This is a genomic window from Burkholderia sp. 22088, from assembly GCF_052045915.1.
GTDB classification, from domain to species: domain Bacteria; phylum Pseudomonadota; class Gammaproteobacteria; order Burkholderiales; family Burkholderiaceae; genus Burkholderia; species Burkholderia cepacia.
In genome coordinates this window covers 13,912-36,252 of sequence record NZ_JBQEPY010000014.1, presented here as the reverse complement: position 1 = coordinate 36,252, position 22,341 = coordinate 13,912, and the positions used below count along the sequence as shown (strand labels likewise).

General features: G+C 64.7%; 19 protein-coding genes and 1 pseudogene. 9 read left to right on the top strand and 11 right to left on the bottom strand.

The annotated features are described in order from the left end of the window. Positions 1 to 15: 15 nt before the first annotated feature. From ACTJLD_RS25415 to ACTJLD_RS25405, 3 genes are all read left to right on the top strand, one after another. The gene (locus tag ACTJLD_RS25415; RefSeq protein WP_151062677.1) at positions 16 to 846 is read left to right on the top strand and encodes a TIM barrel protein; all 831 of its coding nucleotides are present in this window, start codon (positions 16 to 18) and stop codon (positions 844 to 846) included. An 80-nt stretch (positions 847 to 926) separates the two neighbouring features. Then, positions 927 to 1,913, top strand: a complete 987-nt coding sequence (gene iolG / locus ACTJLD_RS25410; RefSeq protein WP_151062678.1) for an inositol 2-dehydrogenase — start codon at positions 927 to 929, stop codon at positions 1,911 to 1,913. Between the two features lie 375 nt (positions 1,914 to 2,288). Beyond that, the gene (locus ACTJLD_RS25405) at positions 2,289 to 2,435 is read left to right on the top strand and encodes a hypothetical protein (RefSeq protein WP_175764484.1); all 147 of its coding nucleotides are present in this window, start codon (positions 2,289 to 2,291) and stop codon (positions 2,433 to 2,435) included. A 173-nt stretch (positions 2,436 to 2,608) separates the two neighbouring features. On the opposite strand, the pseudogene ACTJLD_RS25400 reads toward ACTJLD_RS25405, so the two are convergent. From ACTJLD_RS25400 to ACTJLD_RS25385, 4 genes and pseudogenes are all read right to left on the bottom strand, one after another. Then, positions 2,609 to 2,821, bottom strand: a pseudogene (locus ACTJLD_RS25400) (integrase core domain-containing protein); the annotation flags it as partial. 152 nt (positions 2,822 to 2,973) lie between these two features. Next, complete coding sequence (locus tag ACTJLD_RS25395; RefSeq protein ID WP_170297407.1) at positions 2,974 to 3,960, bottom strand: amidohydrolase family protein; 987 nt, start codon at positions 3,958 to 3,960, stop codon at positions 2,974 to 2,976. Between the two features lie 222 nt (positions 3,961 to 4,182). Beyond that, positions 4,183 to 5,370 (bottom strand): L-talarate/galactarate dehydratase, encoded by a 1,188-nt coding sequence (locus ACTJLD_RS25390; protein WP_151062680.1) that lies wholly within the window; start codon positions 5,368 to 5,370, stop codon positions 4,183 to 4,185. Positions 5,371 to 5,392: 22 nt separating this feature from the next. Then, on the bottom strand, positions 5,393 to 6,769 hold the full coding sequence (locus tag ACTJLD_RS25385) for an MFS transporter (RefSeq protein WP_151062681.1): 1,377 nt from the start codon (positions 6,767 to 6,769) through the stop codon (positions 5,393 to 5,395). Positions 6,770 to 7,042: 273 nt separating this feature from the next. On the opposite strand from ACTJLD_RS25385, the gene ACTJLD_RS25380 reads away from it, so the two are divergent. The 6 genes from ACTJLD_RS25380 to ACTJLD_RS25355 all read left to right on the top strand — a co-directional run bounded on the left by ACTJLD_RS25380 (position 7,043) and on the right by ACTJLD_RS25355 (position 15,396). Beyond that, positions 7,043 to 8,086: a LacI family DNA-binding transcriptional regulator gene (locus tag ACTJLD_RS25380; protein WP_170297408.1), complete on the top strand. Its 1,044-nt coding sequence runs from the start codon at positions 7,043 to 7,045 to the stop codon at positions 8,084 to 8,086. A 136-nt stretch (positions 8,087 to 8,222) separates the two neighbouring features. Continuing rightward, positions 8,223 to 9,398, top strand: coding sequence for a UxaA family hydrolase (locus ACTJLD_RS25375; RefSeq protein ID WP_170297409.1), 1,176 nt, complete (start codon positions 8,223 to 8,225; stop codon positions 9,396 to 9,398). Between the two features lie 16 nt (positions 9,399 to 9,414). Next, positions 9,415 to 11,004: a UxaA family hydrolase gene (locus tag ACTJLD_RS25370; protein ID WP_151062715.1), complete on the top strand. Its 1,590-nt coding sequence runs from the start codon at positions 9,415 to 9,417 to the stop codon at positions 11,002 to 11,004. A gap of 738 nt (positions 11,005 to 11,742) precedes the next feature. Next, the gene (locus tag ACTJLD_RS25365; protein ID WP_151062716.1) at positions 11,743 to 12,912 is read left to right on the top strand and encodes a porin; all 1,170 of its coding nucleotides are present in this window, start codon (positions 11,743 to 11,745) and stop codon (positions 12,910 to 12,912) included. Positions 12,913 to 13,056: 144 nt separating this feature from the next. After that, positions 13,057 to 14,337, top strand: a complete 1,281-nt coding sequence (locus tag ACTJLD_RS25360) for an MFS transporter (RefSeq protein ID WP_244130238.1) — start codon at positions 13,057 to 13,059, stop codon at positions 14,335 to 14,337. Positions 14,338 to 14,436: 99 nt separating this feature from the next. Next, on the top strand, positions 14,437 to 15,396 hold the full coding sequence (locus tag ACTJLD_RS25355) for an alpha/beta hydrolase (protein ID WP_151062684.1): 960 nt from the start codon (positions 14,437 to 14,439) through the stop codon (positions 15,394 to 15,396). Between the two features lie 100 nt (positions 15,397 to 15,496). Here the strand turns inward: ACTJLD_RS25355 and ACTJLD_RS25350 are convergent, their stop codons facing one another. The 7 genes from ACTJLD_RS25350 to ACTJLD_RS25320 form a co-directional block, all read right to left on the bottom strand. Then, on the bottom strand, positions 15,497 to 16,594 hold the full coding sequence (locus ACTJLD_RS25350; RefSeq protein ID WP_151062685.1) for a mandelate racemase/muconate lactonizing enzyme family protein: 1,098 nt from the start codon (positions 16,592 to 16,594) through the stop codon (positions 15,497 to 15,499). Further along, positions 16,591 to 17,391: an NAD-dependent epimerase/dehydratase family protein gene (locus ACTJLD_RS25345; RefSeq protein ID WP_151062686.1), complete on the bottom strand. Its 801-nt coding sequence runs from the start codon at positions 17,389 to 17,391 to the stop codon at positions 16,591 to 16,593. The genes ACTJLD_RS25350 and ACTJLD_RS25345 overlap by 4 nt, the downstream gene beginning before the upstream one ends. Before the next feature lie 85 nt (positions 17,392 to 17,476). Continuing rightward, entirely contained in the window at positions 17,477 to 17,770 is a 294-nt protein-coding gene (locus ACTJLD_RS25340) for a Dabb family protein (RefSeq protein WP_151062687.1), read from the bottom strand. Further along, positions 17,767 to 19,209, bottom strand: coding sequence for an aldehyde dehydrogenase (NADP(+)) (locus tag ACTJLD_RS25335; RefSeq protein WP_151062688.1), 1,443 nt, complete (start codon positions 19,207 to 19,209; stop codon positions 17,767 to 17,769). Before ACTJLD_RS25335 ends, ACTJLD_RS25340 begins: the two co-directional genes overlap by 4 nt. Next, positions 19,206 to 19,721, bottom strand: a complete 516-nt coding sequence (locus ACTJLD_RS25330; RefSeq protein WP_333975566.1) for a nuclear transport factor 2 family protein — start codon at positions 19,719 to 19,721, stop codon at positions 19,206 to 19,208. The genes ACTJLD_RS25335 and ACTJLD_RS25330 overlap by 4 nt, the downstream gene beginning before the upstream one ends. Positions 19,722 to 19,748: 27 nt before the next feature. Continuing rightward, positions 19,749 to 20,699, bottom strand: coding sequence for an aldose epimerase family protein (locus ACTJLD_RS25325; RefSeq protein ID WP_151062690.1), 951 nt, complete (start codon positions 20,697 to 20,699; stop codon positions 19,749 to 19,751). Positions 20,700 to 20,735: 36 nt separating this feature from the next. Next, entirely contained in the window at positions 20,736 to 22,319 is a 1,584-nt protein-coding gene (locus tag ACTJLD_RS25320; RefSeq protein WP_151062691.1) for an IclR family transcriptional regulator domain-containing protein, read from the bottom strand. Between the last annotated feature and the right edge of the window lie 22 nt (positions 22,320 to 22,341).

Here is a 22,341-nt window from a genome sequence, read left to right as displayed (position 1 = left end):
ACCGAGGAAAGAACGATGACGCAACCCGCCTTTCATTTTTCGCTGAACCGGATGAGCGCGCCGCGCCTGCCGTTCGACCGCTATGTCGCGCTGTGCCGCCGGCTCGGCATCGACTCGATCGAGATCCGCAACGATCTCGACGGCGTCGAGATCACCGACGGCACGCCGGCTTCGGCCGTGCGCGCGACGGCCGAAGCCGGCGGCGTGACGATCCTGACGATCAATGCGCTGCAGCGCTTCGAGCAATGGAATGCCGAGCGCGCGGACGAAGCGACGGTGCTCGCCGACTACGCCGCGCAATGCGGCGCGCGCGCGCTGGTGCTGTGCCCGACCAACAGCCACGGCGACACGCGCGACGCCGACGCACGCCATGCCGATCTCGTGAACGCACTGAAGGCGCTCGGGCCGATCCTCGCTGCGCGCGGCCTGCTCGGCTTCATCGAGCCGCTCGGCTTCGAGGAGTGCGCGCTGCGCCGCAAGTCGGACGCGGTGAAGGGCATCCATGCAGCGGCCGGCGAACGGGTATTCCGGCTCGTGCACGATACGTTCCACCATCACCTGTCCGATGAGGACATCTTCTTCCCGAACCTGACGGGCCTCGTGCACATCTCGGGCGTCGACGAAAGCGATCTGCCGGTCGACCGGATGCGCGACAGCCATCGCGTGCTGGTCGGCGGCGCCGACCGGCTCGGCAATATCCGGCAACTGCGCGAGTTGCTCGCGCGCGGATATCACGGCGCATTTTCGTTCGAGCCATTCGCGACCGAAATCGCGGAAGCGGACGACATCGAAGACCGGCTGCGCGCCAGCATCGAATATATCCGCGAGGAGCTGGCCGCTCGCTGAGCGTCGCGACGGCATGGATCGGCGGCGCGGCCGGTGCGTGCCGCGCGCTCGCGACACGACGGAATCAACAGGAGAACGGCATGATCGAATTCGCTTTGTTCGGTGCGGGAAGAATCGGGAAGATTCACGCGGCGAATCTCGCGCGCCACCCCGGCGCGAAACTCAAGTACGTGATCGACCGCCATGCGCCGTCGGCCGACGCCCTCGCGCTTGCGCACGGCGCGCAGGTCGCCGATGCCGAACGCGCGCTCGGCGACGCGGCCGTCGACGCGGTCGTGATCGCGTCGAACACCGATACGCACGCAGACCTGATCGTCGCGGCGGCAAACGCGGGCAAGGCGGTGTTCTGCGAGAAGCCGGTCGATCTGACCGTCGCGCGCTCGCGCGAATGTGCGGAGGTCGTGCGCCGCCGCGGCGTGACCTGCATGATCGGCTTCCAGCGTCGCTTCGATCCGACCTTCGCCGCACTGAAGGCGCGCGTCGAGCGCGGCGACATCGGCGCGCCGGAAATGCTGATCGTCACGAGCCGCGACCCGGGCGCGCCGCCCGTCGACTACATCCGCAGCTCGGGCGGCATCTTCAAGGACATGCTGATCCACGACTTCGACGTGTTCCGCTGGATCCTGGGCGACGAAGCCCAAACGCTGCATGCGACCGGCAGCTGCCTGACCGATCCGGCCGTGCGCGACGCCGGCGACATCGATTCGACCGCGGACACGATCCGCACGCGGCGCGGGTTGCTGTGCCAGATAAACACGTCGCGCCGCGCGGCGTACGGCTACGACCAGCGCTTCGAGCTGCTCGGCAACAACGGGATGCTGCAGGCCGGCAACGTGCGGCCGACCGAGGTCACCGCATGGTCGGCGAACGGCATCGCGACCGACGTGCCGGAGCCGTTCTTCCTCGAGCGCTACCGGCACGCGTACGCGGCCGAGATCGCGCACTTCGTCGATGCGCTGCGCGACGGCACGGCACTCAGGACCACGATCGACGACGGGCTCGCCGCGCTCGAGCTGGCCGAGGCCGCGATGACATCGTGGCGCACGGGGCGCGTGGTCGAGCTGTAATGGACGCGGCGGCGGCCGGCGGCGACACGTCACTGTGGCCTTGTGGCACTGTCGGCGCGAACCCGATACACAGGATCCGGCGGGTGGTTGGGGCGGCTCGCCGGATGGCTTGCTGGAGAACGCGCGGCGGAGCCGTGAAAGAAACCGTGCCATTACGCAGCGATCGTCCATTCGAACTCCGGTTCCGCACAACGCTCGGCAGTTGGCTGCTAGCGGCCCAGGGGAGCTGCTACTGATCTTGGTGACGCTGGGCGCTGTGACAATTTAAATTCGCTGCGTCTTATATGAGCAGCAGTTCGGCCCACGCACGCGAGGAGCGAGTGCATCCGACGTTGCAGGATGGGCGGCTAAAGGCGATTGTGAGGGATCAGCACGGTGTTCGACGCCAATGCTTACGAGCTCTGCGTCATCGCCGTCTACATGGGGTACTTCGCGAAGCTGCTGAGAATTGACTTCAACACCAATCGAGCCGAAGCTTTTGATGTTATGTCGATTGGGTTGCGCGACCGGAACGGAACGTAGCTTCCGACATTCGAGCCGGGAGCACATCTACAGATAGCGATTCCCTCTGTCGACGGGCATGGTTGGCATATCCGTCACTATTCGTTAAGCAACATGACCCTGAACCAGAATTTGGTCCCGGCTGGACGCGGAGATTTCCGACTCGTGAGGCTGGCGCAATTTCCGTCCCAGTCTTAGCTGGAAAATTCCGGCTCTTCGGGGCGGGCCGAACCGGCCCGATCGGCGCACTGGCGGGCGAATTCCGCCGGTGTCATCCACTGCGGCGCGGAGTGAGGGCGCGCCTCGTTATAGTACTCGCGCCAGACTTCAATTTTGCGTCTGGCGTCCTCGAGCGACAAGAACCAGTGTGCGTTGAGGCATTCCTCCCGAAAACGTCCGTTGAAGGTCATGTGGCGTCTCCCATGATTTCATGGGTTGTCGCCACCCAGATGCCACGAGCCGACCAGGAACCGCCAGCACGACGCGAGAAGAGTGGCAGACTACGAAGACAGGCGCCCGCCTGCCGGCATGGTGTCGCACCGGACGGACCGCGGCTTCTTCAGAAGCCGAAAAGACGCTGCGGATTGTCGACGAGTATCAGCTTGCGGGTGGATGCATCGGGAACCCATTCGGCCAGCCTGTTCAGTCCGCCCCCATCATCGATGTCGCGCGGCGGCGCGACATCCGTCGGCTTGCGGCCGGCCACGGGTGCGCTGCCCGGATGAGGCCAGTCGCTGCCCCACAGTATGCGCTCGGGATTGGCCGCCACGAGTGCCCGGGCAAACGGCGCGATGTTGCGGTAATCGGGAAGGTCGTCGGACGAGTAGTAGGGCCCGGAGATCTTGACGTATATCCGGCCCGAACGCAGCAGGTCCAGCACCATTGGGAATCCCGGCTGGTCCAGCGAAGCGGACGCGTCAAGGCCGGCGAAGTGGTCGAGGACGAGTGGCACGGGCAGATCCGCGAGCTGCGTCTTCAGCGCATTGAGGACGGGCAGGCGTGCATACGTTTGCAGGTGCCAGCGCAGGCCACTGATCTGGCGCGAGGTCGCCGCGAAGCGCCGCACTGCTTCGGCGGGATCGACGTCGGCTGTGAGCCCGAGAAACACACGGACCGCGCGTATCCCGCCGGTGTCTAAGCGTTCGATCTCCTCACGAGAGGTGCTGCCGTTGATCAGTGCAACGCCGCGTGCGCGATCCATGCCCAACTGGGCGATTGCGTCCACCGTCACGCGGTTGTCGGTGCCATACGGCGATGGCGTGACGATCACCGCGCGCCCGATACCAAGCGCCGAATGCAGCCTGCGCAGATCGGAGGCCGTCGCGGGCGGCGCGCTGTAGGTTCGCTTTGCGGCATAGGAAAAGCGCGCCGGGTCGAATACGTGGCAGTGCGCGTCGCATGCGTGTGCGGGCACGGCAAAGTCAAGCTTCGTTCGGACGGTGGGCGCGCCGGTCCCGGTCGCCCGCGCAACACTTCCCGTTGCGGCCAGAGCAAGGGATGCACCGAGCTTGAGGATGTCACGGCGGGACAAGGAGGGGTTTGTCATGGGACAGTTGCGGCTGCGTTGCATGAATGGGTCAATCCCGCGGACGGACCTGCCGACGTGCCAAGAAGGACGCCAGGCAGAAAGCCACGGAGCGGCGCACGGATAGGGGGCCGGAAGCGGATCATGCATGCGGCAGGCGTCCTTTCGCAGCAGTTTGCGAAAGGACGGGGTCTAACCGGCCGCCAGCCGGTACCGGTGCGGATGCCGATGCGGAAGGCTGCATCAGGCGGCGCGGAATTCCTCGCTGGCGACTGTCCACGCGAGGGCCTGTTCGCTGAGGCTGAAGCCGAGGCCCGGGCGGTTCGGTACATACATCCGGCCACCCCGCAGTTCCAACCGTTCGTTGAACAGCGGCTCCAGCCACTCGAAGTGCTCGAGCCACGGCTCGTTCTCGAACGCGGCGGCCAGATGCAGATGGATCTCCATCGCGAAGTGGGGCGCGAGTCTTAGGCCCTTCAGGCTCGCGAACTGCATGATCTGCAGGAACGGCGTGATGCCACCGACGCGTGGCGCGTCCGGCTGGACGAAGTCCGCGCCGCGCGCCTCGATCAGTTGCGCGTGTTCACCGAAGCTCGTGAGCATTTCGCCCGTGGCGATCGCCGTGTCGAGCGACACGGCCAGCGCGGCATGCCCCTCGAAATCGTACGCATCTAGCGGCTCCTCGATCCATGTGAGCTCGAGTTCTTCGAGCCCGCGGCAGGCGCGCTGCGCCTTCAGGCGATCCCACTGCTGGTTCGCGTCGACCATCAGTGGGAAATCTGGGCCCAGCAGTTCACGCACGGCCGAAACACGCCGGAAGTCTTCGTGCAGGTCTGGCTGGCCGACTTTCAGCTTGATGCCGCCGATGCCGCTTTCTCGGGACCGTTTTACGTTTTCCAGTATCTGCTCAAGCGGCGTGGACAGGTAGCCGCCCGAGGTGTTGTAGCACTGCACCGAGTCTCGATGCGCCCCAAGGAGCTTCGCGAGCGGCAGGTTCGCGCGTTTGGCCTTCATATCCCACAGCGCGATGTCAAACGGAGCGATGGCCTGCGTGGTCAGGCCGCTGCGGCCCATCGATGCGCCTGCCCACAGCAGCTTGTTGAAGATTTTTGCAATGTCATTCGGATCCTCACCTATTAGCGCGGGTGCCAGTTCCTTCGCATGGGCGAACATGCCGTGGCCGCCAGCTCGTTTCGAGTAGCCGAAACCGATGCCCGAGTGTCCCTGCTCGCTGCGCATCTCCGCGAAGATGAAGGCGATTTCCGTGAGCGGCTTTTGCCGGCCTGTGAGTACCTTTGCGTCGCTGATGGGCGCCTCGAGCGGCAAGAAAGTCAGCGACACCTTGACCGACGAAATGCGGTCGGTCGTCGCTTCGCCGGGTTGCAGCGCCGCGAGCGCCTGGGAGTTGAATGTTTGTGTTTGCGTGGACATCCTCGAATCTCCGGGCAGAAATTTAGCGGCTCAGTTCGTCAAGACTGAGACGGTGAATCGTGGGTACGATGAAGAGGTACGCGAATGCTGCGATCAGGCCGTGTGCACCCACATACAGCAGGGCGGAGTTAAATGAGCCGCTCGCATGCAGCAGGTAGCCGATGATTACGGGCGTCACGATGCCGGCGACGTTGCCAAGCGCATTGAATACGGCGCCCGTCACGCCGACCATTTCGCGCGGCGCGGTGTCGGCCACGACGCTGAAACCGAGGTTGCCAAAACCCTTGCCAAAGAACGCGAGGCTCATGACGGCCACCACAATCCACGGCGTGTCGATGTAGTTGCACAAGATCATCGAGGAACTGAGCAGCACGCCCGTCACGATGGGGGTCTTGCGTGCTACGGTGAGTGAGCCGCTGCGCCGCAGCAGTGCGTCCGAGGCGAAGCCAGAGGCGATCGCGCCGATCAGGCCGCATAGCGCGGGAATCGACGATACGAACCCGGCCTGCAGGATGTCGAAGCCGCGCTGCTTGACGAGGTAGATAGGGAACCACGTCACGTAGAACCAGGTAATCGCGGAGACGCAGTACTGGCCAAGGAACATCCCGAGCAGCATGCGGCTGCGAAACAGCAGGCCGATTTCAGCTATCTGCGAACGTTGCGCCTCGCCCGTGCGCGCACGGCTGCGGCTGCGCAGATCCACCAGGCCACCACCGTCGCGGATATACGAAAGCTCGGTTTCCGTCAGGCGCGGGTGGTCAGTCGGCAGGAAATAGTAACGGGACCACAGCGCTGCGATGACAAAGCCCACGCAGCCCATCGCGATGAACACGTACTGCCATCCGAGGGCGTAACACACCCAACCCATGAAGGGCGTGAATACGGCCAGCGAGAAGTACTGCGCGCTGTTGAAGATGGCCCCAGCGATGCCGCGCTCCGAAGATGGGAACCACGAGGCGATGACCCGCGTCGAGGCCGGTCCGACGGGCGACTCTGCCACGCCGAGCAGGAAGCGCAATGCCAGCAGCAACGGGAAGATCACACCGACGAATTCGACCAGTCCCATGCAAACGGTGAAGGCTGACCAGATCGCGACGGCCCAGAACATCGACTTCTTCGAGCCGATCCGGTCAGCGAGCCACCCGGACGGGATCATGAACAGCACATAGGCCCAGCTGAATGCCGAAAACAGGTATCCGATCTCGATGGTTGTAATGCGGAGTTCACGGCCCATATCCGTGCCAGCGACTGAAAGTGCTGCCCGGTCCCCGCTGCTCAGCGCGAGCACGATCGTGATCAGCGCCAGCATACCGAAGCGCCACCGGCCGCGGGCCGCGCCAGCGGCGTCTACGCCTGAGATGTCGGCCGCAGGCGGCCAGGTTCTTTCGTTACCGCTCATAGAACGTCTCCATGATTATTTTCAAATGCCTTGCCGTTCGGCGGATCGGCTCCGCGGCGTGGCGCGCACCGATCTGCCCCGCAGCTTGCATGCCGCCAGCGCTTCGCTGCCGAGGCCCGATGACAACGCTTTCATATGACAGCGTTTACACAGCGTAGAAATGCGGTAATCTCAAGTCAACGACAGATCCGTGCTCAACGGCGCGATTCTGGCGACCAGACCCAGATGATGGAAATCCGGCGCGATGCCGGGAAGATACGACGACCCAACCTGATGGCCGACACCTTCGACAATCCTGATGCACTGCTAAATTCGGCGACGCGGCCGGCGACCTTGCGCGATGTGGCGGAACTCGCCCGCGTGTCTTTCGTGACGGTATCGCGCGTCCTCAACCACCCGGAAAAGGTGTCCGTGAGCACCGCGAAGCGCGTGCGCGCGGCCATCAGGAAGACGGGCTACGTGCCGAACCTGCTCGCGGGAGGGCTGGCCATGCAGCGCAGCCGGCTAGTGATCGCGATCATTCCGACGTTTGCGCACCGCCCATTCATCAGCACGCTGACCGAGCTGGGTCTCGCGCTCGAGAAAGGCGGCTATCAACTGCTGGTGTGTCAATCAGGGTACTCCGGTGACCACGAGGCCTCGTTGGTCGAGTCCATTTTGATGCGCCGTCCGGATGCGATCGTCCTGACGACGCCGCTTCACAGCAAGCCGTTGAAGTCGATGCTGAAGCGACGCGGGATACCCGTGGTCGAAACGTGGCAGTTGCACGAGCATCCGGTGGATGCGCAGGTCGGGTTCGATCACGTCGCGGTCGGGCGCGCGATGGGTGAATTCATGGCGCGCAAAGGTTACGGTGCAGTCGGCCTGATCTGGAGCGGGGACGTCCGCGCGCAGCTGCGCCGCAAGGGATGCGTGACGGCGCTTGCGGGAGCGGGCGTCAAGGTGGTCGGAACCGAAATCGTCCCGGTTCCGGTGAGCGTGCGTGACGGCCGGCGAGCTTGCTCGCGATTGCTCGACGCGCGGAGGAAGCCCGACGCAATGATCTGCAGTATCGATCTGCTCGCACACGGCGTACTGATCGAAGCGCAGAGCCGTGGAATCGAGGTGCCTCGCGGACTGGCCATCATGGGTTTCGGCGATCTGGAACTGTCGGCGGATCTCGAGCCGCCGCTCACGACCGTGCGCGTCGATGCGCGAAAGATCGGCGCGTGTGCTGCCGCCATCCTATTGCGGCGTCTCGGCAGCGAACCGGCTTACGCCGATGCCGACAGTTCCGTCGATGTCGGGTTCGAGATCGTGCCGCGTGGGACCGCATGACCGGCGGGTGTTGCATCGACCGACGGGATGGGGTTCCATATTCTGGAACAGCTGTTCGGGAAACGTGAAGTGTTCCGTTGCCGCACGGGCGTCGCGAGCAGAAAATCGATCATCAGGAAATTCGGACGATTCACCCATGAACGCTTCAGTACTTCCATCTACCTTCAACGGATACGTGCGCGAAGACGGTCGGGTCGGTACGCGCAACTACATCGGAGTGCTGGTGGTCGGCAACTGCGCGGCCACGGCGGCGCGTCAGGTGGCGGCGTGGTTCACACCGAAGCGGCTGGCCGCATATCCGAACGTGGACGGCGTCGTTCCGTTCGTCCATGAGCTCGGTTGCGGGATGGAAAAGAGCGGCGAGCCGATGGACCTGCTGCGACGCACGCTCGGCGGTTCTATCCGCAATCCGAACCTCGCCGGCGCGGTTGTCATGGCACTCGGTTGCGAGCGCAACAATATCTATGGATTTCTCGAACAGGAAGGTCTGGAGCCCGGTCCGATGCTGAAGACGATGGTGCTGCAGGAAGTCGGTGGCACGCGCGCGGCGATCGACGGCGGGATTGCCGCGGTCGAAGACATGCTCATCGCGGCCAACCGGTTCGTGCGCACGCGCGCATCGGTAGAACACCTCGTGGTCGGACTGCTCGCGCAGCCGGATCTCGATGCCTGCAATGTGCACGCGGCACTGGGCCATGCGGTTGATCGACTGGTTGCCGAAGGCGGTACGGCTATCGTGACGGATACGGCGCGGAACGCGCCCAGGCTCGCTGCGCGCAGCGGGTCAGGCGACGTGCGAAACGCGCTAGAGCAGCGGATCGACTGGTGGACGAGGTACACCGCGAATCGCGACACGCCGATTCCAGACATTGAGCCGGTGCGCGAAGCGCCATCGTCGCTCCCTCACAGCGGCTCTACGCCATTGCAGGCGGTCTTTTCCTATGGACAACCCGTCGCGACAAAGGGCCTCGTGCTGATGGATTGTCCCGGACATGAAGCAGCGGCGTCCTCTGGATTGGTTGCGTCGGGCGCGACGATGATTGGAATCGCGTCGCGAGGCGTGAGCATCTTTGGCGCCACCGGCGCCCCGACGCTCAAGCTTGCCGTCAGCGCCGCGCAGTTCGCTCGTTACAGCGACGACCTCGATATCGACGGAAGCGTCGTGGACGCGGGCTCTGTAAGCATCGAAGCACTGGGCGACGCGATTTTCAATCGCTGGCTGGCATGCGCGTCCGGCGACGCGACGCGCAGTGAGGAACTGGGGATCGGGGAGTGCGAGTTCGTACCGTGGTCGATCGGCGTGCTTGCATAACAGGAGATTCAGGAAAATGGCAGCAACGACAGTCGGACCCAAGGCGCTCAACATTACGTCGAACGTGGTGCCGTCGGCGAAAGTGCTGATCAATCCGTTCATTCGTCTCGATCCGAACGACAACGTGGTTGTCGCGCGCATCGACGTTCCGCCCGGCACGACGATTGCCGCCGAAGGCATTGTTACGTTGCAGCAGGTGCCGGCCGGACACAAGGTGGCGACGCGCGACATCCGGCGCGGCGGAGCAATCCTGAAGTACAACACGACGATCGGCTTCGCGAGCGAAGACGTCGCCGCGGGAACGTGGATGCACAGCCATAACATCAGCTTCGGCGAGCTCGTCAAGGACTACCGGTACGGCGAGGATTACGTGGCCACCGAGCTCCTGCCCGAAGCTGAGCGGGTCAGGTTCATGGGGTACGTGCGTGCGGACGGGCGCATCGCGACCCGGAATTACGTCGGCGTTTTCGCATTGAGTCATCGAGGTGCATCCGTCGCGCGAAAGATCGCGGCGTTCTTCGATACCGACGAAATGGCCGTCTTTCCCCGCGTCGACGGCGTCGCGCCTTTCGCGCACGAGCACGGCGCCGGAATGGAGCTGAGCGGCGAGCCGATGCGGCTGCTTCGCAGGACGATCGGTGGCTATGTCGCTCATCCGAACACCGCGGCCGCGCTGATCATCGCCGCGGACGGTGAGGACAACGGCGCCGATGCGCTGCTTGCGGATCAGCGACTTGCGGTGTGCGATCGGCTGCAGATCCTCGATATCGGCACGGCAGGCGGCACGCGCGCGGCAATTGCGCAAGGCATCGAGATCGTACGTGCGATGTTGCCGGTGGTGAATCGGGTCGAACGCGAACCGGTGTCCGTCGAGCACATCAAGGTCGGGTTGCAGTGTGGCGGATCGGATGGATTCTCGGGATTGTCGGCGAATCCGGCGCTGGGCGTTGCAATGGAAATCCTCATCCGAAACGGTGGAACGGCGATTCTCTCCGAGACGTCCGAGATCTACGGTGTCGAGCACACGCTCACCGCACGGGCACGCACGATCGAGGTGGGCAAGCGCCTCGTCGCGCGGATCGACTGGTGGCTCAGGTACAACGAGGGCCGGGACACGCAGATCAACGGGGAGGTTAGCCCGGGGAACAACACGGGTGGTCTCGCGAATGTGCTGGAAAAATCGCTCGGCGGTGCGAAAAAGGGCGGCAATGCGCCGTTGATCGAAGTGTATGAATACGGCGAGCAGGTGACGCAGCGCGGGCTCGTGTTCATGGACACGCCGGGCTACGATCCCGTGTCCGCGACCGGGCAGATCGCGGGCGGCGCGAATCTGATCTGCTTCACGACGGGACGGGGATCGTGTTTCGGGTCGGTCCCGGCGCCGACGATGAAGCTCGCCAGCAATACACCGATGTTCGTGCGCATGGAAGCCGACATGGACATCAACTGCGGCCCGGTGATAGACGGAGAAGCGAGCGTGGCGGAAATGGGCGCCGCAATCTTCGAGCAGATCGTGCGGCACGCGTCAGGCAAGCCGACGAAAAGCGAGGCACTCGGTGTCGGCGCCAATGAATTCGTGCCGTGGCCGCTCGGGATCACCGTTTGACGCATAGTGTGGTCATTTCATACCGAGCGATTGCAAGTGGCGGTCCGCTCGTGACGTGGAGCAACGGCCGCTTCTCGTGCGTGACGACGTTGCCTCCTTCCGTGGACCAGACGATAGCGCGGAGCTTGCACGATCGCATGGCACATTGCATCGATGCCGAAAGGTCACCTCATTGAAGCCACTGGACGCCCTAAGTGGCAGCTCGGCGGCTTGAAAGAGGGCGGTGCGTGGCGAGTTGGTCATCATCGCCTTGATCGGCTCGTATAAGCACCATTTCGTCATGAAAGTCAGCGGTGAGGATCAGTTCCATTCGATCTGCCAGCGTCGCTCCCATATCTATACCGTCACCAGAGCCCTTCAGAGGCATTCCGCGATGCGATCGACCGGATGTCTGCCGGCACGGCCAACGATGCCGACACGCGATTCCTAACGCGTTGAGCGGCACCCGCACGCGACCGACGCACTCTGGAAGCCGGTTCTTTCTCCGGCAGCGTGGCGTTTCGGTATGCGAAAGAGATTCGGCAGGAGCATACGGCGGCAAGGTGTACCGGATGAGCGGCGCCGGGGAGGCAGTCGGACGGGAAGCGATCTGTGCACCGTTGTGTCGCGCGACATCGAGTCCCGCATGCTGAGACTTCGGCGCCATGCTTCGCGGCGCCCCTTGTATCCATCTGCGAGCCGCGTCGCTACCATCCGTCGGACTCAAAACACGAAAGATGGAGACGACGGGTGAAACCTATTTCGCTGACAATTCTCGGCGCCGGGGCGGCATTGGCCGCGGCATTGCCGGCTGCCGCACATGCGCAAAGCAGCGTGCAACTCTACGGGATCGTCGACACGGCGGTGACCTACGTGAACAACGCTGGCGGTGGGGCAGCAACAGCGTTGAGCGCGGGGCCGCTGAAAGGAAACCGGTTCGGGCTGGTTGGCAAGGAGGACCTAGGCGGCGGCATGCGGGCGCTGTTTCGTCTCGAGAACGGGTTTTCTGCGGCCAACGGTTCGCTTGGTCAGGGCGGCTCGATGTTCGGCCGGCAGGCATATGTAGGCCTCGGCACCCGCTTCGGTACGATCACCGCCGGGCGCCAGTACGATTCCATCGTCGATTACGTCGGTGTGTTGAAGGCAGGGGGCGATACCGCGGGCGCGTATGCGAACCACCCCGGCGATCTCGACAACACGGGCAACAACTATCGCGTGAACAATGCGATCAAGTACGCGAGCCCGAGCATCGGCGGCTTGACATTCGGCGGCGTGTTCAGCACGGGCGGCGTAGCAGGCGATTTCCGTCGCAAGCGCATCTTTTCACTCGGCGCTGGCTACACGAACGGTCCGCTGCAACTCGGCGCCGCATACCTCAATGCGCAGGATCCGAATTTCTCGTTCTACGGCAACAACCCGTCTTCCAGCACGACCGGCAACAATATGACTGCATCGCCGATCTTTTCCGGTTATGCGTCTGCTGCGGCATTGCGCATACTCGGCGCCGCCGGCGCTTACACGCTCGGCGGGTGGACCGCGGGCGTCATCTACACGAACACCCGGTTGCGCGATCTCGGTGCCGAACCCGGCCTGAACACGCGCGGTTACGTCGGCAGCGCCGTGTTCAACACGTGGGAACTCAATCTGCGCAAGACGTGGAACACCACGACGATGTTCGGTACGTCCGTGCAGTACACGCGCGCAAGCCACGTCGCCGGAAACGCAAGTGGCGCGGGCTACCTGCAGGCGAACGCGGGTGTCGACTATTTCTTGTCGAAGCGCACGGACGTGTATCTCGTCGGCATCTGGCAGCACGCGACCGGCCACGATTCAACGGGCGGCAGTGCCGTTGCATCGATCTACGGGTTTACCGCCTCGAGGACGTCGAGCCAGGTGGCGGCAGCACTCGGGCTGCGCCACAGCTTCTGACGCGGTTCCAGATCCTGAGAATTTGCAGCAAGCGTTCGCTCGCACGTCGTATTCGTCACGAGCGGCAATGCCTACGATAAGCGAACAGTGTCCCGAACCGCGCGAGCGGATGGAGGATGCAAGCAACATGGATGGAGACTCGAAGTGACCCAACCCTACCGGAAGTACCGGACCACGATCCTTGCGATGCTGATGGCCGCAATGATCATCAACTATATCGATCGGGCGGCTTTGTCGATCGCGATGCCGTTCATCACGCGCGATTTTCATTTGACCGCCGGCGAGAAAGGGCTGATCTTCAGCGCGTTCTCAGTCGGCTATGCGCTGTTCAATTTCCTCGGCGGGTATTTTTCCGATCGTTTCGGTGGCAAGCGCGTGCTGGGCATCTCGATGACGTTCTGGTCGATCGCCTGCGGGCTGACTGCGACGGTATCCGGGTTCTGGTCGATGTTGCTGGTACGGATCGCGTTCGGCGCCGGCGAAGGACCGAACTCCGCCACGGCCAACAAGGTCGTCAATACCTGGTTCCCGATCAGCGAGCGCGCGAGCGCGGCCGGCGTCAATCAGGCAGGCGGCCCGATCGGTGGCGCGCTGGCGGGCCCGGTCATCGGCTTCATGGCGCTGTCGTTCGGCTGGCGGGCTGCGTTCATCGTGATGGCCGTGCTCGGCTTGACCTGGGCGTTCTGCTGGTATCGGCTCGTGACTGAAACGCCGGGGCAACACCCGAAGGTCGGGCCGGCCGAACTAGCCGACATTGATGCAGGGCAGGATCCGGTGACGGCGGCCGACGGTGCTCGCGTGTCGATCCTTGAAGTGATCTCGACGCGCGCCGTGTTGACCACTGGCATTTCGCTGTTCTGCTACAACTACATCCTGTTTTTCTTCATCACCTGGTTTCCGAGCTATCTGGTCGACGCAAAGGGCATCAGTCTGAAGGACATGAGTCTCGTCAGTTCGCTGCCGTGGGTGACCGGCGCGATCGGCTTCCTGTCGGGCGGTTTCCTGGTCGACGCGATCTTCCGGCGCACGGGCAAGCGGATGTTTTCGCGCAAGGTCGTGCTGGTGACGTCGCTGCTGATCGCCGCGGTCTGCATCGGGCTGACCGGCATGGTCAGCGAGGCGGCGACGGCCGTTGGCGTGATGACGGTGGCGATCGGTTTTCTGATGCTCGCGGCGCCCGCGTACTGGGCAATCATCCAGGACAGCGTGCCGCGTCACCAGGTCGGCACCGCGAGCGGCTTCATGCACGGCCTCGCGAACGTATCGGGGATCGTCGGGCCCGCAGCGACGGGCTTCCTGATCCAGGGTACCGGCAGCTATGTGAGTGCATTCGCGCTGGCCGGCGGGCTCGGTCTGATCGGTTCGCTGATTCTGGCCGTCTTCGTCGGACGACCAGGCGCGACGCCGGCGGCCTCGCTCGCCTGAGCACGTCTTCGATCACCGTCGCGTTCGGACGGCGAGCGTGATGGCACCGAACGCGCATGTCCTGTCTGGACATGCGCTTTTTTTCTGGAAGGAAGCCGGATGATTCCCGACACCATGAACCTCAGTGCGGGGATGCGCGCCTTTATCGACACCGCATCGTCGTTTGCCAGCGAGCGCGACGACTGGCCATCACGCCGGGCAGCGTTCGCGCGGCAATGTGCGCATTTCACGCCACCGGCGCCGGATGGCGTGACGGCCGTCGATCGCACGCTCGGCGGCGTGCGTACGCGCTGCATCCTACCGCACGGCCCGGCGCCAGTGAATGGCTGGCCTGTGCTCGTGTTCTTTCACGGGGGAGGCTGGACTGCTGGCGACCATACGACGCACGACTGGTTTGCATACGCATTGCTGGCCCGCATCGATGTTGCGGTGCTGATGATTGACTACCGTCTCGCGCCTGATGCGTGCTTTCCTGCGCCGATCGTGGACGGTCTCACGGTGTGGGACGCGATGTCGTCGGCGGGGTTGCCGTTGGACCCCACGCGGCGAGCCGTGGGCGGTGACAGCGCGGGCGGCACGCTCGCCGCCGCACTGTGCATTGCGCTGAAACGGCGCGGTGCAGCGCAGCCGGCCGCGCAACTGCTGCTGTATCCGGTGCTGAGCGCGCGTACTGAATTCGGATCGATTCGCGAGAACGCGCACGCACCGATGCTTACCGCGCGCGGGCTTGCCGATTCGATCGCGCTGTATGTGCCACGCGAGGTCGACCGGTCGGACGCGCTTGCGATGCCGCTCGAAGGTGACGGCGGCGCACTGGCCCCCGCGCTCGTCGCGGTCGCACAATATGACCCGCTGCGCGACCAGGGGCTCACGTATGCGCAACGATTGGCGGCGGCCGGCGGCGAGTCAGTCGCATGGCACGGCGACGGGCTGGTGCACGCGTGCCTGCGCGCACCGTGGTTGCCCGAAGTCGATGCGATGTATGCGCGCAGTGCGGCGTTTCTGCTCGAACGCGGACTGGCGGTGGCGCGCGGTTGCGTGGACGAACGCGCGCGGTAGACGGAGGGAAACTCGGGAAGAAGAACAGGCAGAAGAACAGGCGCCGGCTCAGTAAGCCGGCGCTTCCACGCAACGATGCACGCGCGTGCGAGGCTCAGGCTCAGCGTGCGCGCAGGAAGCGCGTGACGACGTCTTCGTCGGGAGAGAGCCCGATGCCGGGCGCGTCACCGACCTCGAAGCGGTGGCCATCGCGGATCGGCGAAAGGTCGATCAACTGGGCCGCCGGCTCGACGTACAGATACTCGAGCTGCATCATTTCGGGGAACGCGGTCGCGAGATGCAGTGTCGTGAGAAAGCCAGGGCCGAAGTACGGGCTGTGCGGCAGCACGCCGAGTCCGGAATCGCGTGCGAGCCCAACAATATCGAGAAATTCGGTTACGCCGCCGACCTTGCTGACGCTCGGCTGCAGATAGTCGACGGCGCCTGCTTCGATCGCGTGCCGGAACTGGACGGACGTACACCAGTTTTCGCCGGCCGCGATCGGCACGTGTCGGCCGCGCAGTTGCGCGAGCCGCGCAAAATCCTCGGGCGGGAACACCGGCTCCTCGAGCCATTCGATCCCGCCGAGTTCCCGCAGCCGCGCGAGATTGGCGAGTGCGGTCTCATCGTCCCATGCGCAATTCACGTCGACCGAGACGGTCGCGCGCCCGTCGATCGCCGCATGGCACGCCTCGATCACCGGCATCGCGATCTCGTGCAGCTTGACGTTGCGAAAGCCGTCGTCGAGCGCACGCCGGCACATCGCTGCGGCCGCATCCGCGTGTCCGTAGCGCACGAGGCTTGCATAAGTAGTTAGCGACGCCGGCGTCGTGCCGCCCAGCAAGCGGTAGAGCGGCATGCGCGCGCATTTCGCCGCGAGATCCCACAGCGCCATGTCGACGCCGGAGATCGCGAACATCGTGATCCCGTAGCGGCCGAAGATGTGCAGTTGCTGCTGCGTTTGCCGCGTCCAGTCGGCCACCGACTCGATCGTCGCGCCCTCCGCGAGCGGCTTCACGCGCGTTTCGACGACGCTGCGCGTCGCATCGGCGACGAAGTATCCGAATGCCTCGCCCCAGCCGACGTTGCCGTCGGTATCCTCGACGCGGATCAGCACAGTTTCGAGCGTCTTCCACGCCGACGGCGTGATGCCGAACCCGCTGCCGCCATCTTCGAACGGAATCTCGACGACGCGCGCTTCGACCGACCGAATCTTCATACCGGCCTCCGGACGATCAGCGATTGTGGAACGTAAGGCCCGCCGACGAATTCCGGCCCACTGTCGGCAGGCATGCGATCTCGCGGCACGAAGGTTTCGGCGAGATGCGCGCTGGCATCGTCCTGCGGCAGGTAGCCGAGCGCGATCGCGCGCGCGTTGGCAAAAAAGGGTGCGGGACAACGCGATACGCCATATACGATGTCGTGCGTGATGGCATCGTGCTCGAGCCCGATCCGGATCAACTGCGCAAGGTCGCGTCCGCTGACCCAGATATGCTGACGGCGTCCGTCGGCAACTTCGACATCGGCATTGCCGATCCGGATCGACAGTGCCTTGATGCCGTGTCGATGTGCGTAGAGCGCGCATGCCGCTTCCCCGAACACCTTGCTCAATGCGTAGAAACCGTCTGGCGCGATCGGCGCGTCGTCGCCGGCGAAGCCGTCGATCCGATGATGCCCGACCACGTGGTGGCTGCTAGCGAAGACGAAGCGCGCGATGCCGAACTCACGACAAGCATCCAGCAAAAGGAGCTGGGCACGATAGTTCGCATCCAGCGTCGCCTCGAAGTCGATGTCCAGACCGTAGCTGCAAGCGAGGTGCAGGATGCCGTCGACGCCTTCAGCGGCTTCGTGCACAAGGGCGGGATCGGCGATGTCGCCGGTCAGCGCCGTCTCGTTGGCGCAAAGATCGGTCGGTTCGCGCATATCGAGTAGCTTCAGCCGGTAGTGGTCGCGCAAGTAGGGGCGCACCCGCGTGGCGACGCCACCGGCTGCGCCGGTCACAAGGAGGGTTTTCATCTGAGCGTGTCTCACATCATCATTCGAATAGGCGCCGGTCACGCGTGGGCGTGACCGGCGGGAAAGGGCTCCGCCCTTTCTGCATTCATCGAGTGTAGTCGCAGGCGACCCACTCGAAATACGTCTTCAGTTCCGCGATCAACGCCTGGTGCGCGGGATGCGGCAGGTAGCGCCCGACGGCAGCCGCATTGTCGAACGTCGCCTCGAGCAGGTAATCCCAGCAGATCGGCCGGTCCAGTTCGTTAGCCGACACCCGCCACGCGCGGATGAAGTAGATTTCGCGGTCGAGGCCACGCATGCGCTCGACCAGCGCAGCTTCGCGCGCCGGGTCCGCGGCAACGTGCGGCAGACGTCGGAACATCACGACATGCTGCATCATGACGGCAGCCCTCCACGATATGCGTCGATCGCCCAGCCCGGCGGGTCCTGCAGCGCGACTGGGCGCAGGAAGCGTGCCACGGCAGCGTAGCCGACAGACGTCGATTGCGGGTTCGTCGACGCGGGCCACGGGCCGCCGTGCTGCTGCGCGTCGCATACGGCGACGCCCGTGGGCACCCCGCCGAATAGCACACGGCCGCCGATGCGTGCGGCTGCCGCTGCAAGCGCGCGGTTCTCAGGCGTGTCGTCGGTCGCACCCCACAGCGTGACAGTGAGCGAGCCGCCGATCGCCTCCAGGACCCGCAGCACGTCGGCGTTGTCGTGCACGCGGACGACGAGTGCGGCCGGTCCGAACATTTCCTCCTGCAACGCGGGCTGCGCGACGAATTGTTCTGCAGTCGTCTCGTAGAGGCGTGGCGCAGGTATCGCATCATCAGCATCGGCTGGTGCGAGCCGGGTGTGCACACCCGGCTGGGCGGCGATCGCGCTCGACGCGTGCTCGAAGCCGGCGCGCATGCCCGGCGTCAACATCCGGTGCGGCGCTTGTTTTGCGAGTGCGTCTGCCAGCGCGACGACGAAGTGCTCGCCGTCTTCGTCGTCGCGCACAAGCAGCAGCCCCGGGCTCGTGCAGAACTGGCCGCTGCCGAGCGTGATCGATGCGGCGAGCGTTGCGGCTGGCGCGTCGACGCCATCGGCGAGCGCGGCGGGTTGCACGACGAGCGGGTTGATCGAACCGAGTTCGCCATAGAACGGCACCGGACGCGGGCGCGCATTCGCTGCGCGCCATAGCGCGACACCGCCTTGATACGAACCGGTGAACGCGACGGCGGCGATCGCCGGATGCGATACGAGTGCAGTGCCCGCGTCACGCGGCACTTGGTCGACAAACGCGATTACACCGGCCGGCAGGGCCTGTTCGAGCAGCACGTCGGCGGCAAGCGCATGCACGCGCCGCGACAGCTCCGGATGGCCCGCATGAGGTTTCACGATGACGACACAGCCGGCCGCGAGTGCGGACGCCGTATCGCCGCCGAACACGGAGAACGCGAACGGAAAATTGCTGGCGGAAAACATCGCGACCGGCCCGAGCGGCTCCTGCACCCGCGTCAGCCGCGGACGGCCGACAGGCGGCGTGCCGGGTACGGCTACATCATTGATCGTCTCGAACGGCACACCGGCGTCAACCCGCTCGGCAAAGCCGCGCAACTGAAAGGCCGTGCGCGCGAGTTCACCGTTCAGCCGCGCATGGCCAAGATGCGTTTCGTCGTGGGCAAGCGAGACGAGTTCGGCCGCATGCCGCTCGAGCGCGTCGGCGAGGCCGCGCAGGAGCGCGCTGCGTACATTCGCGGGGGCGGTGGCATACACGGGCTGAGCCTCGCGAGCGAGCGCGACGGCGCGCTCGATCGCGGGATTGGCGATGGGATCAACGACCGCGTTCATGCTTGCGGCTCCAGATGATAGCCGCGACCTGCGTAGTCGAATTCGACGATCTCGTTGATCGCGACCGTCTTGTCCGCCGGCGCTGCATAATACGCGCGGATTTCCTTGATCCGGCAGGATTCAGGCTCGAAGACGTACCACTCATCGCCGCGCAGCGCTGTGCCGAGCTTCGTCTTCCAGTGCGTCCATTCGATGACCGCTTCGTGAGAATCGTGCGAAACGAGGATCTTCTCGATTGTCCAGCGCGAGCCCAGCTCGGCGACGCACCATTGCCACTTGCGCGCGATGGTATCCGCGCCGCGCCACGGAATATCGGGCAATCCCGCCGGGAAGTAATGGATAGCATCGGGCGTGAAGCACGACACGAGTTTGTCGTAATCGGCTTCGTTGCAAGCGTCGAAGTAACGGCGAATCAGTGCTGCGTATCGGGTGGGATCGAATGCTGCCATCGAATGGCCTCCTCCTGGAATGGTGCGGCGGCGACACTGCACGCCGCACGTGGAATCACGCACCGAGTGTAGGAGTGAGGTGTCCTACCGTCACCGATTAGAATTGGGAGCAGAGTCCGCGAGTTCCAGCATCTGGAACGAGGTGGGTTCGGCCGCCGGCTCCCATTCGAGCGAGGCGTGGGCTTCGAGTGTGGCACCGGGCACCAGCACACGCGTGCCGGTGTCGCGGACACCGGCCGCGGCGAGGTTGAAGCCGTTTGCGACGTGGCTGACCGGTTCCACACATAGGTACGGTGCGCCGCGCGGTACATACGCGACGACGTGCGTCAGTGGCTCGCCGGCACGTAGCCGGACACGTCCGCGCGACCGTTCGACGACCGCTTCGCCTCGCCAGTCGCTCGCATAGACGACGCAGTCGCCATCGAGCCAGTCCTGTGCGTCGAGTGTGATGGAGGGCGGGGTGATTATCGAAGTGCCCGTCGGCATGAAGCGCGAATCCAGCATCCAGCGGCGCCAGGCGTCGAAGCGGATCACGGCGCCGGCTTCAGCCGCCAGGAACGGATGCCAGCCGAGCCCGGCCGGCATGGGGCGTTCGCCTGCGTTGCGCACCGACATGCGCACGTGAAGCGTACGTCGTTCGAGCCGGAAACCGAGTTGCGCGTCGAAAGGCCAGGGCCAGTGCTCGCCTTCGTAGTGCAGCGCCAGTTCGACGGTGTCCGCGGCACGGACGACGAGACGCCACGGAAGCGCGTGTGCAATCCCGTGCAACGTGTTCGGCAGATCGAGTGGATGCGGAGGCAGCGCGTGGACTTCGTCGCCGAATGCGAGCTGCGCGCCTGCGATCCGGTTCGAATACGGAATCAGCGGATACGCGCCGGCTTTCGGCCATCCGTGCGGGGGTGCATTCCATGCGTCGAGCGGAACGACGAGATCGGTATTGCTATCGACGGCGACGAGGCGGGTAACGCGTGCACCGAGGTGCGGCGCAATGTCGGCACGAAGCCGATCATTCACGATGGTGAGGCAGGAGGGTGAAGTCATCGTTGAACCGGAAGGAGATCATGAAGCCGATGGACATCAGCCATCGATTTTCAGTCGGAGCAGGTGCCCCGACAGAGGCGCACTGGCCAGCGATTCGATCGGCTGGTGATTACGGTCGCTGGTGATGTAAATCGATGCGCCGGCAGCGTTGCGGACGAACGCGAGGCCGGTCGGCGCCGCCACCGGCAGGCTGACGATCCGGTCCAATGCGCCGTCGTCGGTGAAGCGCATGAGGCTCCAGCCGTCCTTCAGTGCGACCCAGATGCCGGCGCGATCGTCGAGCGCGATGCCGGACAGCCGTCCGGAGCCGGGTGGCATGGATGTGAACCGACGCACGGTCGCGACGCCACGCTGCAGCAGATAGACCGTGCCGGAAGCGGAGGCGGTCGCGTACGCCGTTGCGCCATCCGCAGACCACGCCAGTGCATCGATCGTCTCGTTGAACTGCCAGCGTGCGTCGAAGCGTTCCGCATCGTTGATGAAACCGAGATGGCCGCCGCCATCGCGTTGCAGCCAGCCCCACACCAGGCCAGCCGGGTCGGCAGCCAGCAATGTCACTGCCGGGTCGCACCAGACGCTCGGCCGGTCATGCGCGATGGGCTCATGTCGGCCGTCGAGCAATAGATGGCGGTCGGCCTGCACCACCAGCAGTCCTTGCGGATGGGCCTGCATGCCGGCAATCGGTGCGTCGAGATGCGCGACGATCCGATCCGTCGTTCCGTCGAATGCATGGACGGCGGGCGCGAGCGTGTCGGCCCAATAGAGCAGCCCGCGCGCGGCGAGGTACACGGGATGTGCGCCGTGGAATGCCCAGGTGCGGCTAGCTGCCTCAACCTCCTGGGGTTCGGCGGCTGCGCGTGCCGGGAGCAACTGGCTGCCGACGCGACGTGCCGCTTCCGCCAGTTCGGGACCTAGGAGTTCCAGGCGAGCGACGGACATCCGGTAAGCGGGCCCTGCGACACTCAGCGCGCCGCGAACGTGGCCCTCGGTATCGACGATTGGCGCCGCGACACAGCGCACGCCCAGCACGATCTCTTCGTCGTCGAACGCGAAGCCGCGCGTCGCGGTGATGCGCAACTCGTTTTGCAGCTGGCGACGGTCGGTGATCGTGCGCGGGGTGAGGGGCGCGAGCGTAATGCTGCGAAGCAGTGCATCGCGCTCGTCTCGACCCATGCGTGACAGGATTGCCTTGCCCTGACCCGTGCAATAAACGGGTTTGCTGCGGCCCAGGGCGGCTGCCGAGCGTTGAGAATGCGCACCGTCGCAACGTTCGAGTGAGATCACCTCGTTGCCGTCGAGCGCGGCCAGATAGGTCGTCTCCCCGGTGAGATCGCGCAGCGCGCGCAGTTCCGGTGTCGCCGCGGCAACGAGGTCCGGCATCAGGTACGCGTTGCGCACGAGTTCCAGATAGCGGAACCCGAGGCGGTAAACGCGATGGCTGGCCTCGCGGCGCAACAGTCCGTGCTCGATCAACGTCGCGAGAATGCGATACAGCGTCGTCTTCGGAAGCCCCGCCTTTTCCAGCAGTTCGGCGTTCGTCATTCCGCGCGGCGCTGCCCCTACCAGTTCGAGCACCGTCAGCGCCTTACCGAGGGATGCGGTTCCGTCTCCAATACCCATATTTCCACCTTCTGGGATTCGT